This is a genomic window from Corynebacterium sp. HMSC11E11 (assembly GCF_001807025.1).
In the GTDB taxonomy this organism is placed as follows: Bacteria; Actinomycetota; Actinomycetes; order Mycobacteriales; family Mycobacteriaceae; genus Corynebacterium; species Corynebacterium freneyi.
The window spans coordinates 45,588-69,043 of the sequence record NZ_KV787135.1 but is presented as its reverse complement, the minus strand read 5'-3'; the positions used below and the strand labels follow the sequence as shown (position 1 = coordinate 69,043).

Annotated in this window: 20 protein-coding genes and 1 tRNA gene; 7 read left to right on the top strand and 14 right to left on the bottom strand. The window is 69.3% G+C overall.

All coding sequences use genetic code 11. The annotated features are described in order from the left end of the window. Positions 1 to 8: 8 nt before the first annotated feature. The gene (hypD, locus tag HMPREF3121_RS05395; protein WP_070520684.1) at positions 9 to 1,160 is read right to left on the bottom strand and encodes a hydrogenase formation protein HypD; all 1,152 of its coding nucleotides are present in this window, start codon (positions 1,158 to 1,160) and stop codon (positions 9 to 11) included. Positions 1,161 to 1,172: 12 nt separating this feature from the next. Then, a complete protein-coding gene (locus HMPREF3121_RS05390; protein ID WP_035120572.1) occupies positions 1,173 to 1,442 on the bottom strand; it encodes a HypC/HybG/HupF family hydrogenase formation chaperone in 270 nt (89 codons plus the stop codon). A gap of 261 nt (positions 1,443 to 1,703) precedes the next feature. Between HMPREF3121_RS05390 and HMPREF3121_RS05385 the strand changes: the two genes are divergently transcribed. Next, complete coding sequence (locus HMPREF3121_RS05385; RefSeq protein WP_035120551.1) at positions 1,704 to 2,372, top strand: superoxide dismutase family protein; 669 nt, start codon at positions 1,704 to 1,706, stop codon at positions 2,370 to 2,372. A 48-nt stretch (positions 2,373 to 2,420) separates the two neighbouring features. Here HMPREF3121_RS05385 and purB read toward each other — a convergent pair whose 3' ends face one another. Both purB and HMPREF3121_RS05375 read right to left on the bottom strand, forming a co-directional pair. Beyond that, positions 2,421 to 3,851 (bottom strand): adenylosuccinate lyase, encoded by a 1,431-nt coding sequence (purB, locus tag HMPREF3121_RS05380; RefSeq protein ID WP_035120549.1) that lies wholly within the window; start codon positions 3,849 to 3,851, stop codon positions 2,421 to 2,423. A gap of 58 nt (positions 3,852 to 3,909) precedes the next feature. Next, complete coding sequence (locus HMPREF3121_RS05375) at positions 3,910 to 5,301, bottom strand: O-acetylhomoserine aminocarboxypropyltransferase/cysteine synthase family protein (RefSeq protein ID WP_083291305.1); 1,392 nt, start codon at positions 5,299 to 5,301, stop codon at positions 3,910 to 3,912. Between the two features lie 135 nt (positions 5,302 to 5,436). Between HMPREF3121_RS05375 and HMPREF3121_RS05370 the strand changes: the two genes are divergently transcribed. Further along, positions 5,437 to 6,453 carry an isopenicillin N synthase family dioxygenase gene (locus HMPREF3121_RS05370; protein ID WP_070520681.1) on the top strand — a complete coding sequence of 339 codons (1,017 nt, stop codon included), beginning with the start codon at positions 5,437 to 5,439 and terminating at the stop codon, positions 6,451 to 6,453. 18 nt (positions 6,454 to 6,471) lie between these two features. On the opposite strand, the gene HMPREF3121_RS05365 is transcribed toward HMPREF3121_RS05370, so the two are convergent. From HMPREF3121_RS05365 to purD, 4 genes are all read right to left on the bottom strand, one after another. Then, entirely contained in the window at positions 6,472 to 7,107 is a 636-nt protein-coding gene (locus HMPREF3121_RS05365; protein WP_070520704.1) for a potassium channel family protein, read from the bottom strand. Positions 7,108 to 7,198: 91 nt separating this feature from the next. Further along, positions 7,199 to 8,578 (bottom strand): TrkH family potassium uptake protein, encoded by a 1,380-nt coding sequence (locus HMPREF3121_RS05360; protein ID WP_070520679.1) that lies wholly within the window; start codon positions 8,576 to 8,578, stop codon positions 7,199 to 7,201. Positions 8,579 to 8,611: 33 nt separating this feature from the next. Further along, on the bottom strand, positions 8,612 to 9,796 hold the full coding sequence (locus HMPREF3121_RS05355; protein WP_070520677.1) for a pyridoxal phosphate-dependent aminotransferase: 1,185 nt from the start codon (positions 9,794 to 9,796) through the stop codon (positions 8,612 to 8,614). 98 nt (positions 9,797 to 9,894) lie between these two features. Further along, a complete protein-coding gene (gene purD, locus HMPREF3121_RS05350) occupies positions 9,895 to 11,181 on the bottom strand; it encodes a phosphoribosylamine--glycine ligase (RefSeq protein WP_070520674.1) in 1,287 nt (428 codons plus the stop codon). An 839-nt stretch (positions 11,182 to 12,020) separates the two neighbouring features. Here purD and HMPREF3121_RS05345 point away from each other — a divergent pair. Genes HMPREF3121_RS05345 through HMPREF3121_RS05335 form a run of 3 tightly spaced genes read left to right on the top strand, consistent with a single transcriptional unit; the run spans position 12,021 to position 14,403 of the window. Continuing rightward, positions 12,021 to 12,431 (top strand): HIT family protein, encoded by a 411-nt coding sequence (locus HMPREF3121_RS05345; RefSeq protein ID WP_070520672.1) that lies wholly within the window; start codon positions 12,021 to 12,023, stop codon positions 12,429 to 12,431. Then, entirely contained in the window at positions 12,431 to 13,618 is a 1,188-nt protein-coding gene (locus HMPREF3121_RS05340) for an esterase/lipase family protein (protein WP_070520670.1), read from the top strand. The genes HMPREF3121_RS05345 and HMPREF3121_RS05340 overlap by 1 nt, the downstream gene beginning before the upstream one ends. After that, positions 13,615 to 14,403: an alpha/beta hydrolase gene (locus tag HMPREF3121_RS05335; RefSeq protein ID WP_070520668.1), complete on the top strand. Its 789-nt coding sequence runs from the start codon at positions 13,615 to 13,617 to the stop codon at positions 14,401 to 14,403. The genes HMPREF3121_RS05340 and HMPREF3121_RS05335 overlap by 4 nt, the downstream gene beginning before the upstream one ends. Positions 14,404 to 14,436: 33 nt before the next feature. Here the strand turns inward: HMPREF3121_RS05335 and HMPREF3121_RS05330 are convergent, their stop codons facing one another. From HMPREF3121_RS05330 to HMPREF3121_RS05305, 6 genes are all read right to left on the bottom strand, one after another. Next, on the bottom strand, positions 14,437 to 16,176 hold the full coding sequence (locus tag HMPREF3121_RS05330; protein WP_070520665.1) for a pyruvate dehydrogenase: 1,740 nt from the start codon (positions 16,174 to 16,176) through the stop codon (positions 14,437 to 14,439). Between the two features lie 128 nt (positions 16,177 to 16,304). Further along, positions 16,305 to 17,141 (bottom strand): PaaI family thioesterase, encoded by an 837-nt coding sequence (locus tag HMPREF3121_RS05325; RefSeq protein ID WP_224370521.1) that lies wholly within the window; start codon positions 17,139 to 17,141, stop codon positions 16,305 to 16,307. Positions 17,142 to 17,246: 105 nt separating this feature from the next. Further along, positions 17,247 to 17,669, bottom strand: coding sequence for an arsenate reductase/protein-tyrosine-phosphatase family protein (locus HMPREF3121_RS05320; protein WP_070520660.1), 423 nt, complete (start codon positions 17,667 to 17,669; stop codon positions 17,247 to 17,249). A 218-nt stretch (positions 17,670 to 17,887) separates the two neighbouring features. Further along, on the bottom strand, positions 17,888 to 18,619 hold the full coding sequence (locus HMPREF3121_RS05315) for a hypothetical protein (RefSeq protein WP_070520658.1): 732 nt from the start codon (positions 18,617 to 18,619) through the stop codon (positions 17,888 to 17,890). A 185-nt stretch (positions 18,620 to 18,804) separates the two neighbouring features. Further along, a complete protein-coding gene (locus HMPREF3121_RS05310) occupies positions 18,805 to 20,679 on the bottom strand; it encodes an AMP-binding protein (RefSeq protein ID WP_141742981.1) in 1,875 nt (624 codons plus the stop codon). A gap of 297 nt (positions 20,680 to 20,976) precedes the next feature. Beyond that, positions 20,977 to 21,052: transfer RNA gene (locus tag HMPREF3121_RS05305), tRNA-Thr, on the bottom strand. A 214-nt stretch (positions 21,053 to 21,266) separates the two neighbouring features. Here HMPREF3121_RS05305 and HMPREF3121_RS05300 point away from each other — a divergent pair. After that, positions 21,267 to 22,868: a threonine/serine exporter ThrE gene (locus HMPREF3121_RS05300; protein WP_070520655.1), complete on the top strand. Its 1,602-nt coding sequence runs from the start codon at positions 21,267 to 21,269 to the stop codon at positions 22,866 to 22,868. 208 nt (positions 22,869 to 23,076) lie between these two features. After that, positions 23,077 to 23,451: a hypothetical protein gene (locus HMPREF3121_RS05295; protein ID WP_070520653.1), complete on the top strand. Its 375-nt coding sequence runs from the start codon at positions 23,077 to 23,079 to the stop codon at positions 23,449 to 23,451. Positions 23,452 to 23,456: the final 5 nt, after the last annotated feature.

Sequence of the window (23,456 nt, the reverse complement as noted above, 5' to 3'; positions counted from 1 at the left end):
GGCCGGGGTCAGTTCGGGCCGGAGCCCAGCTCGACGGTGACCTTCCGGTCGATGCGGCCGAAGTTGTAGTACGCCGCGCAGGCGCCCTCCGGCGAGACCATGCACGTGCCGATCGGCGTATCCGGCGTGCACGCCGTGCCGAACACCCTGCACTCCCACGGCTTGATCCGCCCGGTGAGCACCGACCCGCATTCGCAGGCCACGGGGTCCGGGATCAACGCGCCGGGGACGGTGAACCGCTTCTCCGCATCCCACCGCGCATACTCCTCGGCGATGCCCAGCCCGGAGTCGTCGAGCCACCCCAGGCCGCGCCATTCGAAGCGGTCGCGGACGGTGAAGACCCGATCCAGCAGCGCCTCCGCGGCGGGGTTGCCCTCGGCCCGGACGACGCGCGCGTACTGGTTGCCCACCGTCGCCTTGCCGGCGGCGACGTCGCCGGAAACGAACTGTTCCAGGAGCATCGCCACCGCCTGCAGGATGTCGAGCGGTTCGAAGCCGGCGACGACGCACGGCATGCCGAACTCGCCCGGCAGGAAATCGAACGCCTTCGTACCCACGACCGTGGCCACGTGGCCGGGGCCGATGAACCCGTCGACCTCCGTTTCCCCGCCGTCGACGATCGCCCGCAGCGGAGGTTCGATGGTGACGTGGTTGGAGAACACCGAAAAATTGGGGACTGCTTTACGACGGGCCGCCTCCAGCGTCACCGCCGTGGACGGTGCGGTGGTCTCGAACCCCACGGCGAAGAACACGACGTGCTTGTCCGGGTTTTCCTCCGCCAACTTCAACGCGTCCAACGGCGAATACACGAAACGGACGTCTGCGCCCCGCGCGCGGGCGTCGAGAAGCGAACCATCCGACCCCGGCACCCGCATCATGTCGCCGAACGTGGCCAGGATGACGTCGTCCTGGGCGGCGAGCCACAGCGCATCGTCGACGCGGCCCATCGGGATCACGCACACCGGACACCCGGGGCCGTGGACCAGCTCGATGTTCTCCGGCAGGAGGTTCTCCAGGCCATAGCGGTAAATGGTGTGCGTATGGCCGCCGCAGACCTCCATCAAGGCGATGGGGGCCTCCAGCTTCGCGGCATTGGCCTCGATGGCCCGCAGCAGCTTCTTCGCCGCCGCCGGGTCACGGAATTCGTCGACGTACTTCATCTGCTCCCCCGCTCATTCGATCCGGCTGGTGGTGAACGAATCGACTTCGTCGGCGAGCACGTCCCCGCCGAGCCTCTCGATCTGCGTCAACGTCAACGCCGCCTCTTCCTCGTCGATCTTGCTCAACGCGAAACCGACGTGCACCAGCACCCAATCCCCCACGGCAAGCGCTTCGTCGAGAAGCAGATCCGTGGCGATCATCCGTTCGACGCCGCTGATGGCCACCTTCGCCCGGGAAGGGTCCGGGATATCGACGATCTGGGCGGGAATGCCGAGGCACATGACGTTCTCCACGTTCTTCTACGGAGGCGTTGTCGTTCTCTGCGGAGGCGCCGTCGACGGGGACGATCCCGACCCCGCCTGGCAAAGACGCATCCAGGTTACGGATCCGACCTTACAACCTCCCCCGGATCGCAAGCCGAATGCTCGGCCCACGCACGACGGTGGTGAACATGGGTAACATGCCATGTCACGGGTCACACCGACTGACCGGCCTTCGACGCGGCGCACCGCCGATCGATTCCCGACACGACAGGAGAGACCATGCGACACCGCACCACCCGCCTCACCGCAGCGACGCTCGGCGCCGCCGCCCTGACGCTCGGCCTCGCGGCCTGCGCGGACGACGACGACGGCGGAACCACGGCAGCCACCACCGACGCGTCACCGACCGGCTCGTCCGCAGCCGCCGACGACGAAGCCTTCGCGACGGCCACCCTCAAAAACCCCGACGGCGCCGAAGCTGGCACGGTCACCTTCGCCGAGGACGGCGAGCGCGTCACCGTCACCGTGGAGGTCGGCGACCTCGAACCCGGATTCCGCGGCTTCCACATCCACGCCACGGGCCTGTGCGAGCCGAACAGCCAGTCCCCCGACGGCGAGAAGACCGGCGACTTCCTCTCCGCGGGCGGCCATCTGACCGGCGACGCCGACGCCGAGGGCCACGGCAACCCGGATGGCGGAGTCGGTCATGCCGGTGACCTGCCCTCGCTGCTGGTCGGCGAGGACGGCACCGCGTCGATGACGTTCACCACCGACCGACTGACCAAGGACCTGCTTCTCGACGACGACGGTTCGGCCGTCATGGTCCACTCCAAGGCGGACAACTACGCCAACATCCCCGAGCGATACGCCGAGGATGGCCCGGACGCCGACACCTTGAAGACCGGCGACGCCGGCGACCGCGCGCTGTGCGGAGTGATCGAGGAGTAGCCGAGCCGCAGAGCCCGGACTACCCCGGAGCCCGGACCGGTGCCCGGCCTAGAGGATGTCGCCCGGCGTGTAGGCGGCGGCCTCCGGGTACTTGTCGACGAGCGCGTTGACCCGCGCGACGACCCGGTCGACCTGGGACTCCGCGGCGCCGATGAACGCGTGACGGTCGGCGAGGGCGGCGCGCAGGCCCTCCTCGTCCAGCGGGATGCGGTCATCGGCGGCCAGACGCTCGACCAGCGACTGCTCGGCGCCCTTCTCGCGCATGTCCAGCGCGGAACCGACGGCGTGTTCCTTGATGACCTCGTGGGCCTCCTCGCGGCCGACGCCCGCGCGCACGCAGGCCATGAGGACCTTGGTGGACGCCAGGAACGGCAGGTAGCGCTCCAACTCGCGGTCGATCATGGCCGGGAAGGCGCCGAACTCGTCGAGGACGGTGAGGAACGTCTCGAACATGCCGTCCATCGCGAAAAACGCGTCCGGCAACGCGACGCGGCGGACCACGGAGCAGGACACGTCGCCCTCGTTCCACTGGTTGCCGGCCAGCTCCGACAGCATGGTCATGTAGCCGCGCAGGATCACCTGGAAACCGCCGACGCGCTCGCAGGAGCGGGCGTTCATCTTGTGCGGCATCGCCGACGAGCCGACCTGGCCCTCCTTGAAGCCCTCGGTGACGATCTCGTTGCCAGCCATCAGGCGAATGGTCGTGGCCAGCGACGACGGGCCGGCGCCGAGCTCGACCAGCGCGGACAGGGCGTCGAAGTCGAGGGTGCGCGGGTAGACCTGGCCGACCGAGTCGAAGACGCGGGTGAAGCCCAGGCCCTCGGCGATCTCCGCCTCCAGCGACGCCAGCGCGGACTCGTCGCCGTCGAGCAGATCCAGCATGTCCTGCGCGGTGCCCATCGGGCCCTTGATGCCGCGCAGCGGGTACCGGTCGATGAGGTCCTCGATGCGCTCGATGCCCAGCAGCATCTCGTCGGCGGCGGAGGCGAAGCGCTTGCCCAGCGTCGTCGCCTGCGCGGCGACGTTGTGCGACCGGCCCGCCATGACCAGCGACTGGTAGGCCGCGGCCTTTTCCGCGGTGCGGGCGACGACGGCGACGGCCTTGTCGCGCACCGCACGCAGCGACTGCAGGATCTGCAGCTGCTCGACGTTTTCCGTCAGGTCGCGGCTGGTCATGCCCTTGTGAATGTGCTCCGTGCCCGCCAGGTCGCAGAACTCCTCGATGCGGGCCTTGACGTCATGGCGCGTGATGCGCTCGCGTCGGGCGATGGAATCGAGGTCCACCTGGTCGATGACTGCCTCGTACTTCTCGATGGTGCCCTCCGGCACCTCGATGCCGCGCGCCGCCTGCGCCTTCAGCACGGCGAGCCACAGCCGCCGCTCCAGGATGATCTTGTGCTCGGGGCTCCACAGTTCCGCGAGTTCCGCGGACGCGTAGCGGTTTGCCAGGACGTTTGCGATCTTCTTCTTGTTGGCCACGCACCCAAGTATTCCATGACGGGCGGATCGCCCGGTTCCGGCTCACCCTGCCCCCGGCTCACCCTCTCCCGGTGTGCCGCTCCGCCAGGGTTCGGAACCCGCGGTCGAGGTCGTCGATGAGATCGGCGACGTCCTCGAGGCCTATGGACAGCCGGATGGTCGAATCCGTGATGCCGGCGGCGGCATTGGCCTCCGGCGTCCCCTGCCGATGCGTGGTCGAGTTCGGGTGCACGACCAGCGAACGCACGTCGCCGACGTTGACCAGGTTGCTGAACAACCGCAACGCGTCGATGAAGGCCCAGGCGTCTTCGCGGCCGCCGTCGATGTCAAAGGAGAACACCGAACCGGCGCCGTCCAGCCCCAGCCTTTCCTTCACCGGATGCCATGGCGACCCGGGCAGTCCCGCATGGTTCACCTTCACCACCTCGGGACGCCCGGCGAGGTACCTCGCAATGGCTGCGGCGGAGTCGTTGTGGCGGGCGACCCGAAGATCGAGGGTGTCCAGCCCCTGCGCCAACTGCCAAGCCGCCTGCGCCGACTGGCACCCGCCGGTGTCGCGCAGGACACCGGTGCGGGCTCGGATGGCGAACGCCTCCGGCCCGAAGGCCTCCGTGAACACCAGACCGTGGTACGTCGGATCGGGCTCGGACAGCGTGGGAAACACCGGTCTGCCGTCGCGTCGCACGTTCCAATCGAACGTGCCCCCGTCGGTCAATGCGCCGCCGACGTACGAGGAGTTGCCGGTGAGGAACTTGGTGGTCGAGTTGACGACGATGTCCGCGCCCAGCTCGATCGGCCGCACGAGCGCGGGCGTGGCCAACGTGTTGTCGACGATCAGGGGAACCCCATGTGCGTGGGCGGCGTCGGCCACCGCCGGAATGTCCAGGATGTCGGCCAGCGGGTTGCCGATGGTCTCGCCGAAGAACGCTACGGTCTCCGGCTCCGCGGCCGCCGACCAGCTGCCCGGGTCGTCCGGATCGTCGACGAACGTGGTCCGCACCCCGAATCTCGCCAATGTGGAGGTCAGCAGCGTAACGGTTCCTCCGTACAGCCGCGGAGATGCGACGACGTGGGACCCCGCCGCCGTCAGCGTGACCAGGGCGGCGTGGATGGCCGCCATGCCTGAGGAGAACAGCACCGTGTGTACGCCGCCTTCCAGGGAGGTGATCCGCTTTTCCACCGCCTCCACCGTGGGATTCGTCGTGCGGCTATAGGTGTATCCGACCTCGGCCAGGTCAAACAGGGCCGCGCCCGTGCGGGAGTCCGGGAAGACGAAGGACGCCGATTGGTGGATCGGCAGGCCACGGGCGTGCGCATCCGAGTCCACGGCATGCCCGACGTGGATCTGCCGCGTGGCAAAGCCCCACGCTCCCGGTTCGGAATTGTCGTAGTTCGTCGGCGACGCGGGCCGAGCGACGTCGACGGCAGGGGAAACGCTGTTCGTGTTCATGGCGGGATCATGACACACATACAGACAGAGCGGTCTAGTTTGTTTCATGGAGAACGGAACGGTTCCCCGTTCCGCTCCGCCGGGCCAGAGTGGGCTGTGACCCAAAAGACGAAAGCGAAAGGACGAGCACTTCCCATGAACGCCACGACGACCACGACCACCGCCGCCGATACCGATGCTTTGCCGGTAGTCGACCTGTCCCGCGCCGGCGAACCCGGTTTCCGCGACCACCTACTCCGCGCCGCGCACGAGGTGGGATTCTTCTACCTCACCGGAACGGGGATCCCGCAGGAGACCTTCGACGAGCTCTTCGCCCTCGCCGAGGAATTCTTCGCGCTGCCCGACGACGCGAAGAAGAAAGTGGAGAACCTGGCCAGCCCCCACTTCCGCGGCTGGGCCCGCCACGGTGGCGAGTACACCAACGGAGAGATCGACTGGCGCGAACAGATCGACATCGGCATCGACCGCGATCCCATCCCCGTGGAGGACATCCGCCACGACTACGAAATCCTCATCGGGCCGAACCTCTGGCCGGAGGAACTCCCCCGCTTCCGCGAGGCGATCATCACGTACCGCGAGCGACTCCACGACGTCGCCCGCTCCCTGCTCCACGAGTGGCTGGCGGCCCTCGGGCAGGATCCCGGCGCCCTCGACGACGCCTTCGCCGACCCCGACACGCTGATCAAGGTGATTCGCTACCCCGGCCGCTCGGAGGACGAGGGCCGCCAGGGCGTCGGCGCGCACAAGGACTCCGGCATCCTCACTCTCCTGTTGCTGGCGCCGGGCAGCACGGGACTGCAGGTGAAAACGGACTCCGGTTGGCGCGACGTGCCGCCGCGCGAGGGCAGCCTGGTGGTCAACATCGGCGAGATGCTGGAGCTGGTCACCGACGGATACCTCAAGGCCACGGTCCATCGCGTGCTGTCGCCGGAGCCGGGTACCACGCGCCTGAGCATCCCCCTGTTCTTCAACCCGAATTACTCCGCCACCCTCGAGCGCCTGCCCCTGCCCGCCGAACTGGCCCGCGAGGCGACGGGGTACCGCAGCACCGACGATGACGTGCTGCACCGGTCCTACGGGAAGAACACCCTGAAGTTCCGGGTGCGCTCCCACCCCGACGTCACGGCGAAGCACCACCCTCACCTGCTCTGAGCGGGTGTCCGCCGCCTCTCACCTCCGCGCGGCGAACTTCTCCAGTTCATCGACGGGCCCGGCGGCGATGACGAGGTCACCGGCCCGGAGCACGTCATCTGCGATGGCCCGTCGGAAAGCCTCGCCGCGCGGGCGGATGGCCAGGATCTGCACCGGGGAATCGCCGCGGGCGTTGACCTCGCCGACGCGGTGGTCGAGCACGGACACCGGTGGCGCGATCTTCGCCACGGCGAAGCCCCGCTCGAATTCGGCGTACTCCTGCACCTTGCCGCCCATGAGGTGGGCCACGCGCCGCCCCATGTCCGACTCGGGTCGGATGACGTGGTGCACGCCGATCTGGCCGAGGATCTTCGCGTGCGCCTGGTTGTCCGCCTTCGCCCAGACGCTGGGCACTCCCATGTCCACGACCGCCGAGGCGGTGAGCACCGACGCCTCGATGTTGGATCCGATGGCGATGACCACGCGCCCCGCGTCCGCGACCCCCAGTTGGCGCAGCACCTCGGGGTTGGTGGTGTCGGCGGTGACCACGTGGTCGAAGGTGGTCGCACATTCCTGCACGACCCGGGGGTCGGCGTCGACGCACAGCACTTCGACGCCGCCGTCGACCAGTTCTTCGCCGAGGGCCTGGCCGAAGCGGCCCAGGCCGAGGATCACGACGAGCCCCGAGCCCGGCTCGGAGCGGTGTCCGTGGTGGGACGCGGATTCGGCGGTTTCGTCTGCCGCGCGGTGTCCGCGGCGGAATGCGTTAGCCAATGAAGGGACTCTCTTCCGGGAAGTCGTACAGGCGGTCGCGGCTGCGGGCGGCCAGCGCGGTGGCCAGCGCCAACGGGCCGACGCGCCCGGCGAACATGAGCGGGATCAGGATGAGTTGGGCCGCCACCGGCAGTTGAGCGGTGATGCCGGTGGACAACCCGACGGTGGCGAATGCGCTGACCACCTCGAACAGGATCTGGTCGGAGGTGAATTGCGGCGCGAGGATCAGCAGCGCCATCGTCGCGGCGACGACCAGGGTCAGGCCGGCGGTCAGCACGGCCAGGGATTGCCTGACGACGCGTCCGTTCAGGCGTCGGCCGTGCGAAACCACGGAGGCGTCGCCACGGACTTCGGCGATGATCGCCGCGATGAGCACCGCCGTGGTGGTGATCTTCACTCCGCCGGTGGTGCCGCCGGAGCCGCCGCCGATGAACATGAGGATGTCCGTGCCCAGCAGCGTCGCCGGGCTGAAGTCCGCGTAGTCGACGGCGTTGAAGCCTGCGGTGCGGGGGCTGACCCCGGCGAAGAACGCGTTGAGCAGCCGGATCGGCCAGGAGCCCAGATGGCCCAGCGCCCCGTTCCATTCGCCCAGCGCCACGAGCGCCGTGCCGGCGGGCACGAGGATCGCGATGCCGATGAGCGTGAACCGGGCGGTCAGGCTCCAGCGTCGGCGCGGGCGGCCGTCGATGCGGGCGCGGAACCGGCGGGCGATCTCCAGCAGCACGGGGAAGCCGAAACCGCCGATCATCAGCGCGAACGCCAGCGGCAGCAGGATCCATGCGTCGGCGGCGAAACCGATGACGTTGTCCGTGTACAGCGCGAATCCGGCGTTGTTGAACCCGGAGATGGCGTGGAAGACGCCCTCCCACGCCGCACGCCCCCAGCCGTAGCCGTACCCGACGTGGAAACGCACCGTGAGCACAGCCATCACCAGCGTTTCGACGAGCAACGTGAACAGCACGGTCGCCCGCACCACCCACGCGACTTCACCGAGGTCGATGCCGCGGCCCTCCGCGGTCGCGCCCAGTCGGCGCCGCAGTCCCAGACGCCCGGCGGTGAGCAGGGCGAGCAGGGACGCCATCGTCATGAAGCCGAGGCCGCCCAGCTGGATCAGCGCCATGATGGTCACCTGCCCGGCGGCCGACCAATGCGTCGCGGTGTCCACCGTGATCAGGCCCGTCAAGCACGTCGCCGACGTGGCGGTGAACAGTGCGTCGGACAAGGGTGTCGATGCGCCGGACGCCGACGACCAGGGCGCGGCCAACAGGGCCGTGCCGACCACGATGACCCCGAGGAAACCGAGGGCCACCGCCATGGTGGGGCGCAGGTGCCTGCGGCGCCGCCCCACGCTCAACGTGATGCTCACCGCGATGACGTTAGACCCGTCGCGGACGCAAGGGAAGAGCTATTTTCCGTTGAATTCGCCGATGCGCCGACAGGCCTCGGCCATATCCTCCGTCGATCCGGCGAAGCACAGCCGCACCCACCGGTGGCCGGACACGGTGTCGAAGTCGACGCCCGGCGCGACGGCGACTCCGGTGGCGTCGAGAAGCCCCCTCGCCCAGGTCAACGAATCATCGGTGAGGTGCGAGACGTCGGCGTAGATGTAGAAACCCCCGTCCGGCGGGGCGAACGTGCCCAACCCGGCGTCGGGAAGCCGCTCGATGAGCAGTTCGCGGTTGGCGGCGTAGCGGCGCACATGCCCGTCGAGCTCGGCGATGGACTCCGGGTGGAACGCCTCGATGGCCGCGACCTGCGACACCGCGGGCGGGCACACCGTCAGGTTCGCCGCCAGCCGGTCGCAGGGGCCGCGCAGCCATTCGGGGATGATCAACCAGCCGACGCGCCACCCCGTCATGGAGTGGTACTTGCTCACCGACCCCACGACGACGGCGGCGTCGCTGAACTCCCGGGCGCTGACGCATTCGCGGCCGTAGGAAATGCCGTGGTAGATCTCGTCGCTGACCAGCAGGACGTCGTTTTCCTCGCACCAGCGGGCGATGCGTCCGAGCTCGTCGGCGTCGATGATGGTGCCGGTCGGGTTGTCGGGGCTGGTCACGATCACCGCCCGCGGCGTCCGCTCCAGCCCTTCGAGCAATTCGACGGTGAGCTGGAACCGCGTCTCCGGCCCGCAGTCGATCTCCACGACGTTGGCGCCCAACGCCCTGAGCGTGTTCCGGTACGCCGGGTACCCCGGCCGCGCCAGGACGATGTCGTCGCCGGGATCCAGCGCCGCCAGGAACAACGTCACGAACCCACCGGACGAGCCCGTCGTGACCACCACGTCCTCCGACTCCACCGCCCGGTACGTCCGCGCCCCATCGGCTCCCCCGCGCGCGGCCATCCGCCGGTTGTGGTCATCGGCGATCGCGCGCTTCAACTCCGGAATGCCGGTCGCCTCGGTGTACCCGAGAATCTGCGACCCCACCGCCGACTGCACCGCCTCCAGCGCCCGCCGCGGCGCGGGCGTCGACGGCTGCCCCGCGCACAGGAACAGCGCGTCGCCATGCGTCCGTTGCCTTTCCTGCGCCGCCGCCAACACATCCATCACGTGGAACGGGGCTACGTCGGACCGCTTCGAAGGCATCATGACCCCAGCTTATCGCTGCATGACGCCGCCCCCGTCCCCAGGTTGCACGACCCGGAGGCGGGGGCGTCGTCAAGCAAAAACGGCGCGGGCGCCGACCGTCACTCCGGAATGGTGATGCGACCCTCCACCGCAGGCAGCGCAATGTCGGTACGGTAGTGCGAACCCTCCAGCTCAAGGGTCGGCAGCACGGCGTAGGCGCGCTCGCGGGCCTCCTCCAGCGTCGCGCCGACGCCGACGACGTTGAGCACCCGACCACCCGACGACACCAGGTTGCCCTGCTCGTCGCGGGCCGTGCCGGCATGGAGCACGCCCTCGGCCTCGCGGCCCGGCTCGGCGCCGCCGATGACGTCGCCCGTGCGGGTGTCCTGCGGGTAGCCCTTGGCCGCCAGCACCACCGTCAGCGCGTAGCCGTCGCGCCACTCCAGCTCCGGCTGCTCCGCCAGCGTGCCCGTCGCCGCCGCGTACAGCACCTGGGCCAACGGCGACTCGAGCAGCGCCAGCACCGCCTGCGTCTCCGGATCACCGAAACGGCAGTTGAACTCCACCACCGACGGGCCGTCCGCACCCCACGCCAGCCCCGCGTACAGCAGACCCTGGAACGGGCAACCCCGGGCGACCATCTCCTTGGCCACCGGCACGCACACCTCATCGACGATGCGCTGCACGCCGTCGTCCGGCAGCCAATCCAGCGGGGCGTAGGCGCCCATGCCGCCGGTGTTCGGCCCCTCGTCGTTGTTTCCGACGCGCTTGTGGTCCTGCGCCGGCTGCAACGGCACCACCGTCTCACCGTCGACCAGGCAGAAGAGGCTGACCTCCGGGCCGTCGAGGAAGGACTCCAGCAGCACCGGGTTGCCCGCGGCGAGGACGTCGACGGCGTGGGCGCGCGCGGCGGCGCGATCCGGCGTGACCACCACGCCCTTGCCCGCGGCCAGACCATCGTCCTTGACCACCCACGTCGGGCCGAAACGGTCGATGGCGGCGTCGATGTCGGCGTCGGACGCGCCCGGCTGAATGGCCTCCGCATGGGCGGTCTTCACGCCCGCCGCGGCCATGACGTCCTTGGCGAACGCCTTCGACCCCTCGATGCGGGCGGCATCCTTGTTCGGGCCGAACACCGGGTATCCCTTCTCCCGCAGCGCATCGGCCACGCCCGCCACCAGCGGAACCTCCGGGCCGATCACCACCAGATCCGGGTCGATCTCATCCGCCAACGCGGCGCACGCGGCCGGGTCGTCGACCTGCACCGGATGCATCGTGGCCAACTGGGACATGCCGGCATTGCCCGGCGCGACGTGCAGATCGGACTCGCCGACCTGCGGGTCCTTGCTCATGGCGTAAAGGAGGGCGTGCTCGCGGGCACCGGAACCGATAACGAGGATGCGCATGCCCGTGATTCTACGCACCAGGTCGCGGCCCACATTTCGGGCTCCCCCGCCGCCACCGGCCGCCCGGGCACTCCCCCAGGTGCCGCGGGCGGCCGCCCGTCGGGTGAGCGGCCCGGTTTTCGGCCATCCGGCGAGATTCCCCCATCATCTCCGGACGCCGACCGGGCGGTGTCCGCGACCGATCCCCGTCTTCGACCATCGCTCCCCCGGCGCATGGCCCATCGAGGAATCCGTCGCGCTTTCCCCTCCCGAAGCGCGGGTGCCCCACCCCCGGGTCACGCCCCGGCGGCGACGTGCGGTGGACGGTTCCCATCCGGTCACCGCCGTATGCCGCCGGGGCTTCTCGCACCCGCCGCGACCCTCTTACCTCGGTCGCCCCACTGGCTCACCCCGCGGACAATCTTGTCCGCACCGACTGATCGGCGCATGCGATCGACGGGGTCGATTACCCCCGCCACTCCGGTTCCGTCACGGTGGCGGCACGCATTCCACCTCAAGCACCCATCGCGCTAACCGATCGGCGCGATTCCCGCACGTCAATACCCCGCACTGCGACTTCATACTGCAGTTTTGCTGCAAAACAATTCACGGAGGCACCCCCGAATTAGGTGTCCGGCACCGCCCGAATTCACACACGCCCCACCGGCCACCACGCACATACCGGGAAAGAAGGCCGCAAAGCCACGCAGACGGGCCGTCGTCACGCACAACGAAGCACCGCGAATGGGGCCGCGAAAAATACCCCCGCAGAACGAATTACACGGACGTGGTTCACCGCCGCCCGCGACCGGGCACGATTGCCCTGCACCCGCCCCGGGTTCGCCGCTACCCTGGGCGGCATGAGCACCGTCTTCACGAAGATCATCAACGGCGAACTGCCCGGACGTTTCGTCTACCGGGACGACGAAGTCGTCGCCTTCCTGACCATCGAGCCGGTCGCCTACGGCCACACCCTCGTCATCCCCGTCGAGGAAGTCGACAAGTGGACCGACGCCGACCCCGCCCTGTGGGCCCACATGAACGAGGTTGCGCAGAAGGTCGGCCAGGCCGTCGTCGAGGCGTTCGACGCCCCGCGCGCCGGCTACCTCATCGCCGGCTTCGAGGTCCCGCACGCGCACATCCACGTCTTCCCGGCCTCCGACATGAGCGGCTTCAACCTGGCCAACGTCAACCGCGACCCCGACCCCGCCAAAATGGACGAGGCCGCAGACAAGCTCCGCAACGCGCTGGGAACCACGGAACTGGCGTAATGGCCGATCAGAACCCGCAGGTCCCCTACGCCACGTACCGCACGCGGCGCGGGATTTTCGAGGATGATTGGCGGGCGACCGTGTCGCCGCAACGCCCGTGGCCGATCGTGCTGCTCCACGGCACCGGCCACGCCAAGGGGGTGTGGGAGGACCTCGGGGCAGAACTGCGCAAAGACGGTTGGGCGGTGTTCGCCCCCGACTACGGCTACCGGGCGACCGGGCCGCTGACGGAGTCGATGGACCAGCTCGCCGCGTACATCCGGCAGGTGCTGGCCGCCACGGGCGGGCGGCGCGCCATCATCGTCGGCCATTCGCAGGGCGGACTGCTGGCGACGCTGCTGTCGTTCCACCACCCGCAGATCACACGGCACGTCGTGTGCCTGGCCGCACCCAACCACGGCACGTCGCTCGGCGGCGTCGCATCCGGGCTGCTGAAGATCCCGGGCACGAAATCGCTGGTCAACAACTTCGTGCAGAGCTACTGGGGACAGTCCGGCCTCGAACAGCTGACGGGATCGCCGCTGCTGGAGGACATCGCGCAACGGGACGTGACCGCACCGGGCGTGACATACACGTGCCTCGCCAGCCGCACGGACCAGCTGATCAACCCGCCGTCGTCGTGCTTCCTCGACGACGGCGGGCAGGGAACGGTCGACAACATCTGGGTGCAGGACCGGTTCCCCCAGGCGGTGGTGCTCCACGAGCACGTGGCCACCGACCGCCGCGTGCGGGCGCTGGTGCGCGAACAGCTGCTGCTGCTGGTCAACGAGTCGTTCACGGGCGGCGCGTTCGTCGCCGATGGAAATGACGACGACGGCGACGGCGGCGCCGGGGCCAGCTCGGATGAGCGGGCCGATGCGATGCGCGAGGAGTTCGGCGGCGACGACTCAAACGACGGTGGCGGCGGGCCGAACTTCGCGTCCCTGCTGTCGGCGCTGATGTACCGCGAGGGCTTCGCCGAATGGGCCGAACGGTCGGGCTTCGCCGAATGGGCCGAGCGCGCGGGCTGGTCGGGCCTGCAACAACTGACCGAATCGAAGGGCACGGGCCCGAAGTTTTCGTGGAACTGGGGTGACGGCTCCGATTCCCGCGACGGCGGTGGCGAGGATGACGGCGACGCCGACGACGCCGACGACGCCGCCGATGGCACCGCCGCCGATGGCACCGACGACGCGGCCGACCGGTGAAGCCGCTGCTGCTGGCCTTCCCGCCGACGGGTTTCATCCCCGACGGCGTGCTCGACGTCTCGGCCGCATCCGCCGCCCCGCTCGCCGAGCCGCCGACCGCACCACCCGTCGTCTGCCTGCACGGGACGGTGGCCAACGGCGGCAATTGGGCGGCGTTGGCGCAGTTGTTGCTCGCACGGGGGCGTGTGGCGGTGACGCCGACGTACGGCAATCGGGGCACGGCGCCGCTGGCGGACAATCGTGCGGAGGTCACCCGCATCGTCCGCCGCACCCTCGAATTGACGGGTGCCGACCGGGTGGACCTGGTCGGGCACTCGCAGGGCGGATTGTTGGCGGGTCTGGTGGTCGCGGATGTGCTTGACGACGACGTCGTCCGCCGCGTCATCTGCATGTCGGGGACTCACCGCGGGGTGCGCATGCCCCGTGGGGTGCCGATGTCGGCGATCTCGGCGACATTCGGGCCCGCGTTGGCCGATCAGGTCCGCCTTCGACGGCAGCTGCTCGCCGGGTCGGGGCTCCCCGAGGTCGCGCGGGCGGTCCGCGACCGCCTCAACGCAGACGGCGCCGCCGGCGGCACCGTTGGCGATGGCGCCCGGCTACCCCGGTGGTTCGACCTGGTCAGCGACGCCGACCACGTCGTGCCGCCCGACTGCGCGCTCACGCCCGACGAATACCCGGGCGCGACGACGATCCGTCTGGAGGACCGCCTCGGCCGCGGGGTGGCCCACCACCTGCAGCCCCACGACCGCGGCGTCGCCGGGCTGGTCGCGGAGCTGCTGGGCTGAGGTCGGCGCCCGCCCCTTTCGCCCCCTCCCCTTCTAAGGCCGGGGAATGTTGCGCAGGTTGGTGCGCGCGAGTTCGACCATCTTGCCCACGCCGCCGTCGAGGACGGTGCGCACGGAGGCCTTGGTGAACCCGGCGACCTGCTCGAGCGAAATCTCCGGCGGAATCGACAGGGCGTCGGCGTCGGTGACGACGTCGACGAGCACCGGCCCGTCGAATGCCAGGGCGTCGGCGAGCTGCTCGCGCAGGCGCGTCGGGTCGGTGATGCGCACCGACCGCATGCCCAATGCGGAGGCGACGGCCGCGTAGTCGACGTCGTCCTGGTCGGTGCCGAAGTCGGGCATGCCCTCGACGAGCATCTCCAACTTCACCATGCCCAGCGACGAGTTGTTGAACACGATGGTCTTCACCGGCAGGCCGTTGCGGCGCACGGTGAGCAGTTCACCGAGCAGCATGGTCAGGCCACCGTCGCCGGACATGGAAATCACCTGACGGTCGCGGTCCGGGCCCTGGGCGCCGATGGCGTGCGGCAGGGCGTTGGCCATGGTGCCGTGGCGCCACGAACCGAGCACCCGGCGGCGGCCATTGGGGGTGATGTAGCGGGCGGCCCACACGTTGCACATGCCGGTGTCGACGGTGAACACCGCGTCGTCGTCGGCGAGTTCGTCGAGCACGCGGGCGACGTACTCGGGGTGGATGGGGGTCTTGTCCTCGATGCCGCTGGTGTACGCCTCGATGACGTGCTCGAGCTGGCGTTCGTGGTGGCGGAGCATCTTCACCAGGAAGGAGTCGTCGGTTTTCTCGGCGACCAACGGCAGCAGGGCGCGGACGGTTTCCCCGACGTCGCCGTGGACGGGGTGGGCGACGGTGGTGCGGCGGCCGAGGTTGGCGGCGTTGGCGTCGATCTGCGCGACGTTCTTCGTCGGCAGGAAGTCGGTGTAGGGGAAATCGGTGCCGATCATGATGAACAGGTCGGCGTCGTCCATCGCCTTCTGCAACCCGCCGTAACCCAGCAGACCGGACATGCCCACGTCGTGGGGGTTGTCGTGCTGGATGATCTCCTTGCCGCCGAGCGAATGCCCGACGGGCGCGTTGAGGCGGCGGGCCAGCGCGAGCACGTCGTCGCGTGCGCCGGCGGCACCCGCGCCGACCATGAACGTCACCGTGTCGGCGTCGTTGATGGCCCGGGCCAGGTCGTCCACCTGGGCGGGATCGGGCTTGACGACGCCTGCGGCCGGCACGATCGTCGACCCCAGGGCGGGCACGTCGACGGCGTCCTCGGCCGCCAGATCACCCGGCATGACCAGCACCGACACGCCATTTCCCGCCATCGTCGACTGGATCGCCCCGTGCAGGACCTTCGCGCCCTGCTCGGCCGAATTGACCATCTCGCAGTAGCCGGAGCACTCGCCGAAGATCTGCTCCGGGTGCGTCTCCTGGAAGAAGGAGGACCCGATCATCTGCGACGGGATGTGCGATGCGATCGCCAACACCTTGGCGCCGTTGCGGTGCGCGTCGTAAAGCCCCTGGATCAGGTGCGTGTTGCCGGGGCCGCACGACGCGGCGCACACCGCCAACCCACCCGTGATCAGCGACTCCGCACCCGCGGCGAACGCGGCGGACTCCTCGTTGTGGACGTGCACCCACTCGATGTCGTCGCTGCGGCGCACCGCGTCGACGACCGGGTTGAGGCTGTCGCCGACCAACCCGTAAATGCGCCGCACCCCCTGCGCCGCGAGGGTCTCCACCAGTTGACGTGCGTAGTTTCCGCTCATGCCGATCCGCCTTTCGCTCGTATCCACTGCACGGCACCGCATGATCCGGCCAATGGTGGTGACCGGCATTCATCGGTGTTCGCCACCGTACTCTCGACGGCGAATTCCCGCAGTGGGACGAAAGGCTGTCAGTACTTGCCCAGCGACTCCCGGGCGTCGATGACCTCGGCACGCAGCGACATCGCGGCGGACCCCGGATTATCGGACGTCAACGCCTCGATGACGACGTCGGGCAGCCCCGCCGCCCGGTAGTCGTCCAGCGTCACCGCACCGTACTCGAGCACCCCGTCGAGCCACGCGACGGCGCGGGCCTCGGGTCGCACGCATCGACGGGCCATGCGCTCATGCTCGGTCAACAGCTCGCGGTGCTCCGCCCCCCGCAACCCCAGACGGGCCAGCGTGCGGCCCGCGGCGATGAGGTTCTCGCCCGCGACGTGCTCGATCTGCGCCGGATTCGGCGGCGGCTTGCCCACGCCCCGCCGGCGCACGTACAGGTCCTGCTGCCCGATGCCGACGATCCCGCCGTCCTTGTCCCGGATGACGGACGTGTAGGGGACGACCGTCGAAAAGCCGCCCTCGGTCTCCGCCAGGATCTGCTCGATCAGCTCATCACTGGCCTCCACGTCCAGGTAGGCGCCGCGACGACCCGGTCGGATGTACTCGAACGAACCCGTACGCGTCCACGCCTCGTAACGGTCGACGCCCAGGCGCTGCATGACCAGCGTGCCGAAAAGCACGTCCGTCATGGAAAACAGCGTGCCGCCGAACGCCGCACCATGCATGTTCGCGTTGAGGCGATTGAGGCGCAGCTCCAGATGACCCCGCGACCAGTCATCCGCGATGTGCGTGATGCGGATGCCCATCGCGATCAGCGGCGGCCACGCATTGAGCAGATGGCGCAGACGGTTGGGCGTCAGCTTCGTTCCCGCGGCGTTGACGAGCACGCGACGGAGAGATGGTCCCATTTTCATGGGTACCCAGCGTAGGCTACGCGACCGTCACCCGAGGCGAAGGGGCCGAAATCACGGGCCGACGGACGGAAGGAAAGGCGGGACGCCGGTGTCGACGCCTCAGTGGGCCGTCGGATCGTCGCCGAGCTCCTTGAGCACGCCGATGATCCGCTCGCGCAGATCGTCGCGCAGCCGGCGGTAACGCTCCACGCCGCGAATGCCGTCGTCGGCGGGATCGCGGATCTCCCAACGCTGCGTGGCGACGTCCGGGGCGACGTGATCGGAAACGTCGATGTCGCCGAGCACGACGACGACGTCGGCGCGGTCGGCCAACGACGCGGTCAACTGCAGCGGATCACCGTCGCAGCGGGCCCCGATCTCGGCGCACGCCAGGCGCGCGTCCTCGTCCACGCCGCGATCGTCCGGGTCGACGTCGATGCCCGCGGAAAAAACCGTCACGGAGGGGGCGACGTGGCGCGTGAGCCCCTCGGCGATGCGCGACATCCCCATGTTCGATCCGCTGACGTACAAGATCTCCGACATCTTTACGCACCCTGCCTTCCGCATGATCGGAATATTCGGATTCCCCGTGCGGGCGCATGTCGCCGCAGCGGTGGCGGCGGAGACGGTGCCGGTGCGATGCCGGTGCGATGCCGGTGCGACGACCCCCGGTCGCCCCCTTCCGTCCGCGCCCCAGCATAGGTGCTTTCGACATGTGCAGCACCCGGAGCAGCCGGCGCGGGGAATCGGGTGCGGGCGAGTTACGGCCCCGCGGACCAGAGGGTGACGATCGACCCGTCTTCGGCGGTGCAGCGCAGCACCTTCTCCGCGACCGGACGGCACCGGTAGGCGTGGCCGGCGGCGTTGACGTCGCGGGCGGTGCCCAGCAGATCGCCGTCGCCGTCGGCCATGATCAGCGCGCCGGTCAACCGCAGCGCGTCGGCGCACAGGCGCTCGGAGTCGGCTGCGGTGGCGTCACCGTCGGCACCGGCCTCGAGGGTCACGCCCACGTGGCTGAGGCCGAACCCATTGCCGGTGAGGCACACCAGGACGTCCTCGCCCTCGATCTCGATAACGTCGCCCTGCACGGCGTAGCCGGTGCGGCCACTGCTGCCCTTGCCGGACTCGGGGGTCGGCGAAGGAGCATCGGCTCCACCAGCACCGGCGTCACCGGCACCGCCGCCGTCACCGGAATCGCCGTCGGCATCGGCCGCGCCGCCATCGCGTCCCGCCGAGGACCCCGGCGCCGACGATCCGGACGACGAGGAGCCGAAGAAGGTGGACTCGTAGGCGACCTCCGAAGCGTCGTCGGCGCCGCCGGAGTTCTGCCCCACCGCGGCCCCGACGAAGAACCCGCCGCCGGCGAGCACGAGGGCCCCCAACACCGCGCCCACGACGGTCCGCGCCGTACGACGCCCGCCGTCAACGCCGTCGGCCGCCGAAATGACCGCGGGTTTCCTGGCGATGATGTTGTCAGAGTCGTTGTCCGACATGCGTCCTCCCTGGTTCTCGCGCCGGCGGGGTGGGGTCGTCACCCCACTTGCGCACGCTCCAGCTTACGCCAAAACCAATAACGGAAGAAACGCAAGTGACGGATGTGACCAACGAAAGCCCTCCCCCGAGCGCACGAAACACCTCCGGCGATCGGGGAAGGGCGGCCGTCGTCAAGCAAAAACGGCTAATCCTTCTCCCAGTACTCCCGCTCGCGGCGCAGCTCCACCGGAGCCTCCGGATCGGTCTCCGCCTCCGGACGCGCCAACTCACTGTTGCGCAACTCGACGCGACGGATCTTGCCCGACGCCGTCTTCGGCAGATCGTCCGAGAACTCCAGACGACGCACGCGCTTGAAACCGGCCAGACGCTCGGCGGTGTGCGCCATGATCGACTTCGCCGTCTCCAGGTTCTCCTCCGCGCCCGCGGCCAGGCGGACCACGCCCTTCGGCACCGCCAACCGCAGCGGATCCGGCGACGGAATCACCGCCGCCTCGGCCACCGCCGGATGCTCCAACAGCACCGACTCCAACTCGAACGGCGAAATCCGGTAGTCCGACGCCTTGAACACGTCGTCGATGCGGCCCTCGAAGGTGATGTAGCCGTCCTCGTCGCGAATGCCCCGGTCACCCGTGTGATAGTGCCCGCCGAACATCACCGCACCCGTCTTGTCGGCGTCCTCGTGGTAGCCCGGCGTCAGGAATAGCGGATGGCCGTCCATGACCACGCAAATCTCGCCGTCATCGACGAGCTCGCCGGTCTCCGGGTCGACCAGCACGATGTCGACGCCCGGACAGGGCCGCCCCATCGACCCCGGACGCACCGCCTGGCCCGGCGAGTTGCACACCAGCGCCGTCGTCTCCGTCTGCCCGTACCCGTCGCGGATGGTCACGCCCCAGTCCCGCTCCACGCGGGCGATGACCTCCGGATTCAGCGGCTCGCCGGCGCCGAGGGCCTCGCGGGGCACGCGGGACATGCCCGTCATGTCGGCCTGGATGAGCATGCGCCACACCGTCGGCGGCGCGCAGAACGTGTCCACGCCGCAACGCTCGAGCTGGCCCATCAACGCGCCGGCCTCGAAGCGGTCCGTGTTGTAGATGAAGATGCACGCCTCCGCCGACCACGGCGCGAACACCTGCGACCACGAATGCTTCGCCCACCCCGGCTGCGAGATCGACATGTGCACGTCGCCGGGCTGCACGCCGAGCCAGTACATGGTGGTCAGCGTGCCCACCGGGTAGCTGGCGTGGGTGTGCGCGACCAACTTCGGCTTCGACGTCGTGCCGGAAGTGAAGTACAGCAGCAGCAGATCATCGGGGCGGGTCGGACCGTCGGCTTCGAATTCGTCGGAGGCGATGTAGGCCTCGTGGAAGTTGAGCACCGGGATGGCGGGCATGCGGCCGTCGCCGGTCATCGGCTCCTCGTCCTCGTCGGCGGCCAGCAGGATGACGTCGCTGTCCGCGGGAACGTCGGCGAAGCGGTCCAGGTAGCGGCGGGAGGTGACGGCCATCTTGACCCGCGCGCGTTCCAGACGCTCCGGGGTTTCGGCGGCGGGCAGCTGAATCGACGCGGGGCTGACGACGGCGCCGAGCTTCATCGCGGCGAGCAGCGTCTCCCACAGCTCGACCTGGTTGTCCAGCATGAGCATGATGCGGTCGCCGCGACCGATGCCGAGGCTGCGCAGGTGGTTGGCCACGCGGTTGGAGCGGCGGCGCATGAGGTCGAAGGAGTAGATCGCCTCGGAGCCGTCGGGCTCGACGATCCACAGCGCCGGCTCGGGGTTCTGGTAGGCGATGACGTCGAACCAGTTGAGCGCCCAGTTGAAGTCCTGCAGTTCAGGCCATTCGAAGGCTTCGCGGGCGCCGTCGTAGTCGGTGCGGGTGGCCAGCAGGGTGTCGCGGGCGGCGCGGAAGGCCTCGCTGTCGCGGGTGTGGCCCGGGGTGCTCAGGCGGTCGTCCTTTTGCTGCGGCGCCTGCACCCGCTTGGGGTGGCGGGGCTGATGCGGGGCTCCGAAGTGGGCGGTGCGATCGAGGCCGGGGGCGGGGGATGCGGAAGCGTTCATGTCGGGTCCTTGAGCGTGAGGCGGTGGGGCCGGACGCCTTGCCGGACGGTGACCCGCCAACGTGGCGCGGATCACAGGCAGTGCGTGGCGAACAGTATTAGGTGAATCCCCATTAACCGGCAAGGTTTCGTTCACTGAACTGTTTTCGGGGGTGGACCATCAATTACCGACGAGTGAAAAGTGTCCCAGGTCACACGTTTTTTGCTTTACGACGCCCGCCTCTCGACGGGGGTGCCCCACCGTGGCAGACCGAAACGAATGCAGACCGGGACGATCACCGTCCCGGCCTGCATGCTTTGGGGCCGGAGACGGGACTTGAACCCGCAACCATCCGCTTACAAGGCGGGCGCGCTGCCAATTGCGCCACTCCGGCATGGAACGGCATTCTACCCGGTCGCACCATCGCCCCGGGGACGCACCCGCATCCGCACTTCGCCCACGTCAGCGGGCCGCGGTCACCGCCCCGACCGGGCGGGTGTCTACGGGCGAATGCGCATGTAGACTCCCCGCGACGCGGAACCACCCCGCCACTAAGACGCGACGAGACACGGGGATCCCCACCACGGGATCCCCGGGGACGGAGGAACATGGCCGAGGACCAGCAGGCGACCACCGCCGCGGCGATCCCCGGATTCGCCGGAGCGTTCCGCACCAAGGTGCGCAACGCCCTGTTCGGACCCCAGTCGACGGTCGACCTCGTCCAGTCGACCCGCACTCCCCTGCCCCTCGCCCCGATCGACTACACCGACCCCGACCAGGTCACGTCGGTGCTCGACCTCGCCGCCCAACTCGGCGGGCTGCTGCTGTCCTGCGGCTCCGGCAACTCCGACACCGTCCTGCAGATCAAAGCCGTGACCTCGGCCTACGGCCTCACCCGAGTGCAGGTCGACATCACCCTGACGTCCGTGACGGTCTACCACCTCATCGGCGCCCGCCGAACGCCGGTGACCGCCATGCGCGTCGTCGACGCCCCCTCCGTGGACTTCCACCGACTGCGCAACGTCGACAAGCTGCTCCGCGCCATCCGCGGCGGCCAGGTCTCCCTCGACGACGCCATCGAACGCGCCGACGCCATCGAAAACGCCCCTCCCCTGTACCGGCTGCGCATCATCTACCTCGGCTGGGCCGCCATGGCCGCCGCAGTGTCGATCCTGCTCGGCGGCAGCGCCCTCGTCGGGGCGATCGCGGCGGTGGTCACGGCGATCATCGTCGCCACCATCGGCGAACTCAACGTCCGGGCGTTGCCACCGTTCTTCCAGAACGCCACCGGCGGATTCATCGCCACCTTCATGGCCGCCCTCGCCTACGCGGGGGCGACGTGGGCGGGCATCGAGATGCAACCATCGCGCGTCGTCGCCTCCGGCATCATCGTCATGCTCGCCGGCCTCACGCTCGTCCAATCCCTCCAGGACGGCATCACCGGCGCCCCCGTCACCGGCTCCGCGAGATTCTTCGACACGATGCTGCTCACCGGAGGCATCATCGCCGGCATCGCCATCGGCTTCGAAGTCACCGCCTTCATCGGCATCCCCCTACCGCCCATCGGCGCCGCCGCCGACCCCAACTTCACCCAGTCCACCGTCCGCGTGCTGGCCGGAACCGCAGCCAGCGTCGCCTTCGCCCTGGCCTCCAACGCGGGCGGAAAGGCGCTCGCAGTCTCCGGCGCGACCGCCCTGATGGGCTCGATGCTCTACTACTGGATGCTCCTGCCCGTCGGCGTCCACCCCGTCGCCGCAGCCGGCGCCGCCGCCACCGCAGTCGGCCTCGCCGGCGGCCTGCTCTCCCGCCGCTCCTCCATTCCCCCGCTGGTCACCGCCATCGCCGGCGTCACCCCCTTCCTGCCCGGCATGGCCATCTACCGCGGCCTCCACGCCCTGCTCAACGGCCAACCCCTCAACGGCTTCACCGCACTCGCCGCCGCCCTGGCCACTGCCACGGCACTGGCCGCCGGCATCGCCCTCGGCGAATGGCTGGCCCGCCAGATGCGCCGCCCGCCGAGCCTGATCCGCCACGGCGACGTCAAACGCCCGAAGGTCCAGCGCCGTCGCCGCCGCCAAGCCGCCGGCACCGACTCCGCCGACGGCACCGCCAACCCCACCGACCCCCGCACGCGCCTCAGCCGCAGCGCCCGCGCCAAATTCGGCCGCCGCTACGGACGCGCCCCCGGCGACGACGGCGTCGAGTGGTAACACGCCGAACGCGAACCCGACGGACTTCGCAAAGCAACGAAGCCACGCGAGCCGCAGGCGAGAAACCGCCCGGCTCACCCCGGAAAGCCCACCTTGGTACACTGGAAGGCCTGTAATGGGGCCACCGGCGAGGCGGACGACCGGACCCCGGGGGACGAGCCCGACCCCACCCGAACCATTCGCAGACCGCCACGAGCCAGGAGGATCCGTGCCACCCAAGGTCACCGACACCCGCACCGCCCAGAACGAGGCACTGCACCAGGTCGAGGCCGAAACGGCGGCGGGCGCGCGACGAATCGTCGCGACGTTCTCCGATGACTTCCACGACTGCGTCACCCTCATGTGCATGCTCGGCGTCGAACCCGAGGGCCTGAACTACAAGAAGGTCCACGAAGAGCACCTCGAGGCCACCGCCCCGAAGACCGCCAAGCGCACCCGCAAGTCGACGAAGAAGGCCGCCAAGAAGACCACCAAGAAGACGACAGCGAAGAAGACCACGAAGAAGACGACGGCCAAGAAGGCCACCGCCAAAAAGACCACCGCCAAAAAGACCACCGCCAAGAAGACCGCGAAGAAGGCGTGACCCCC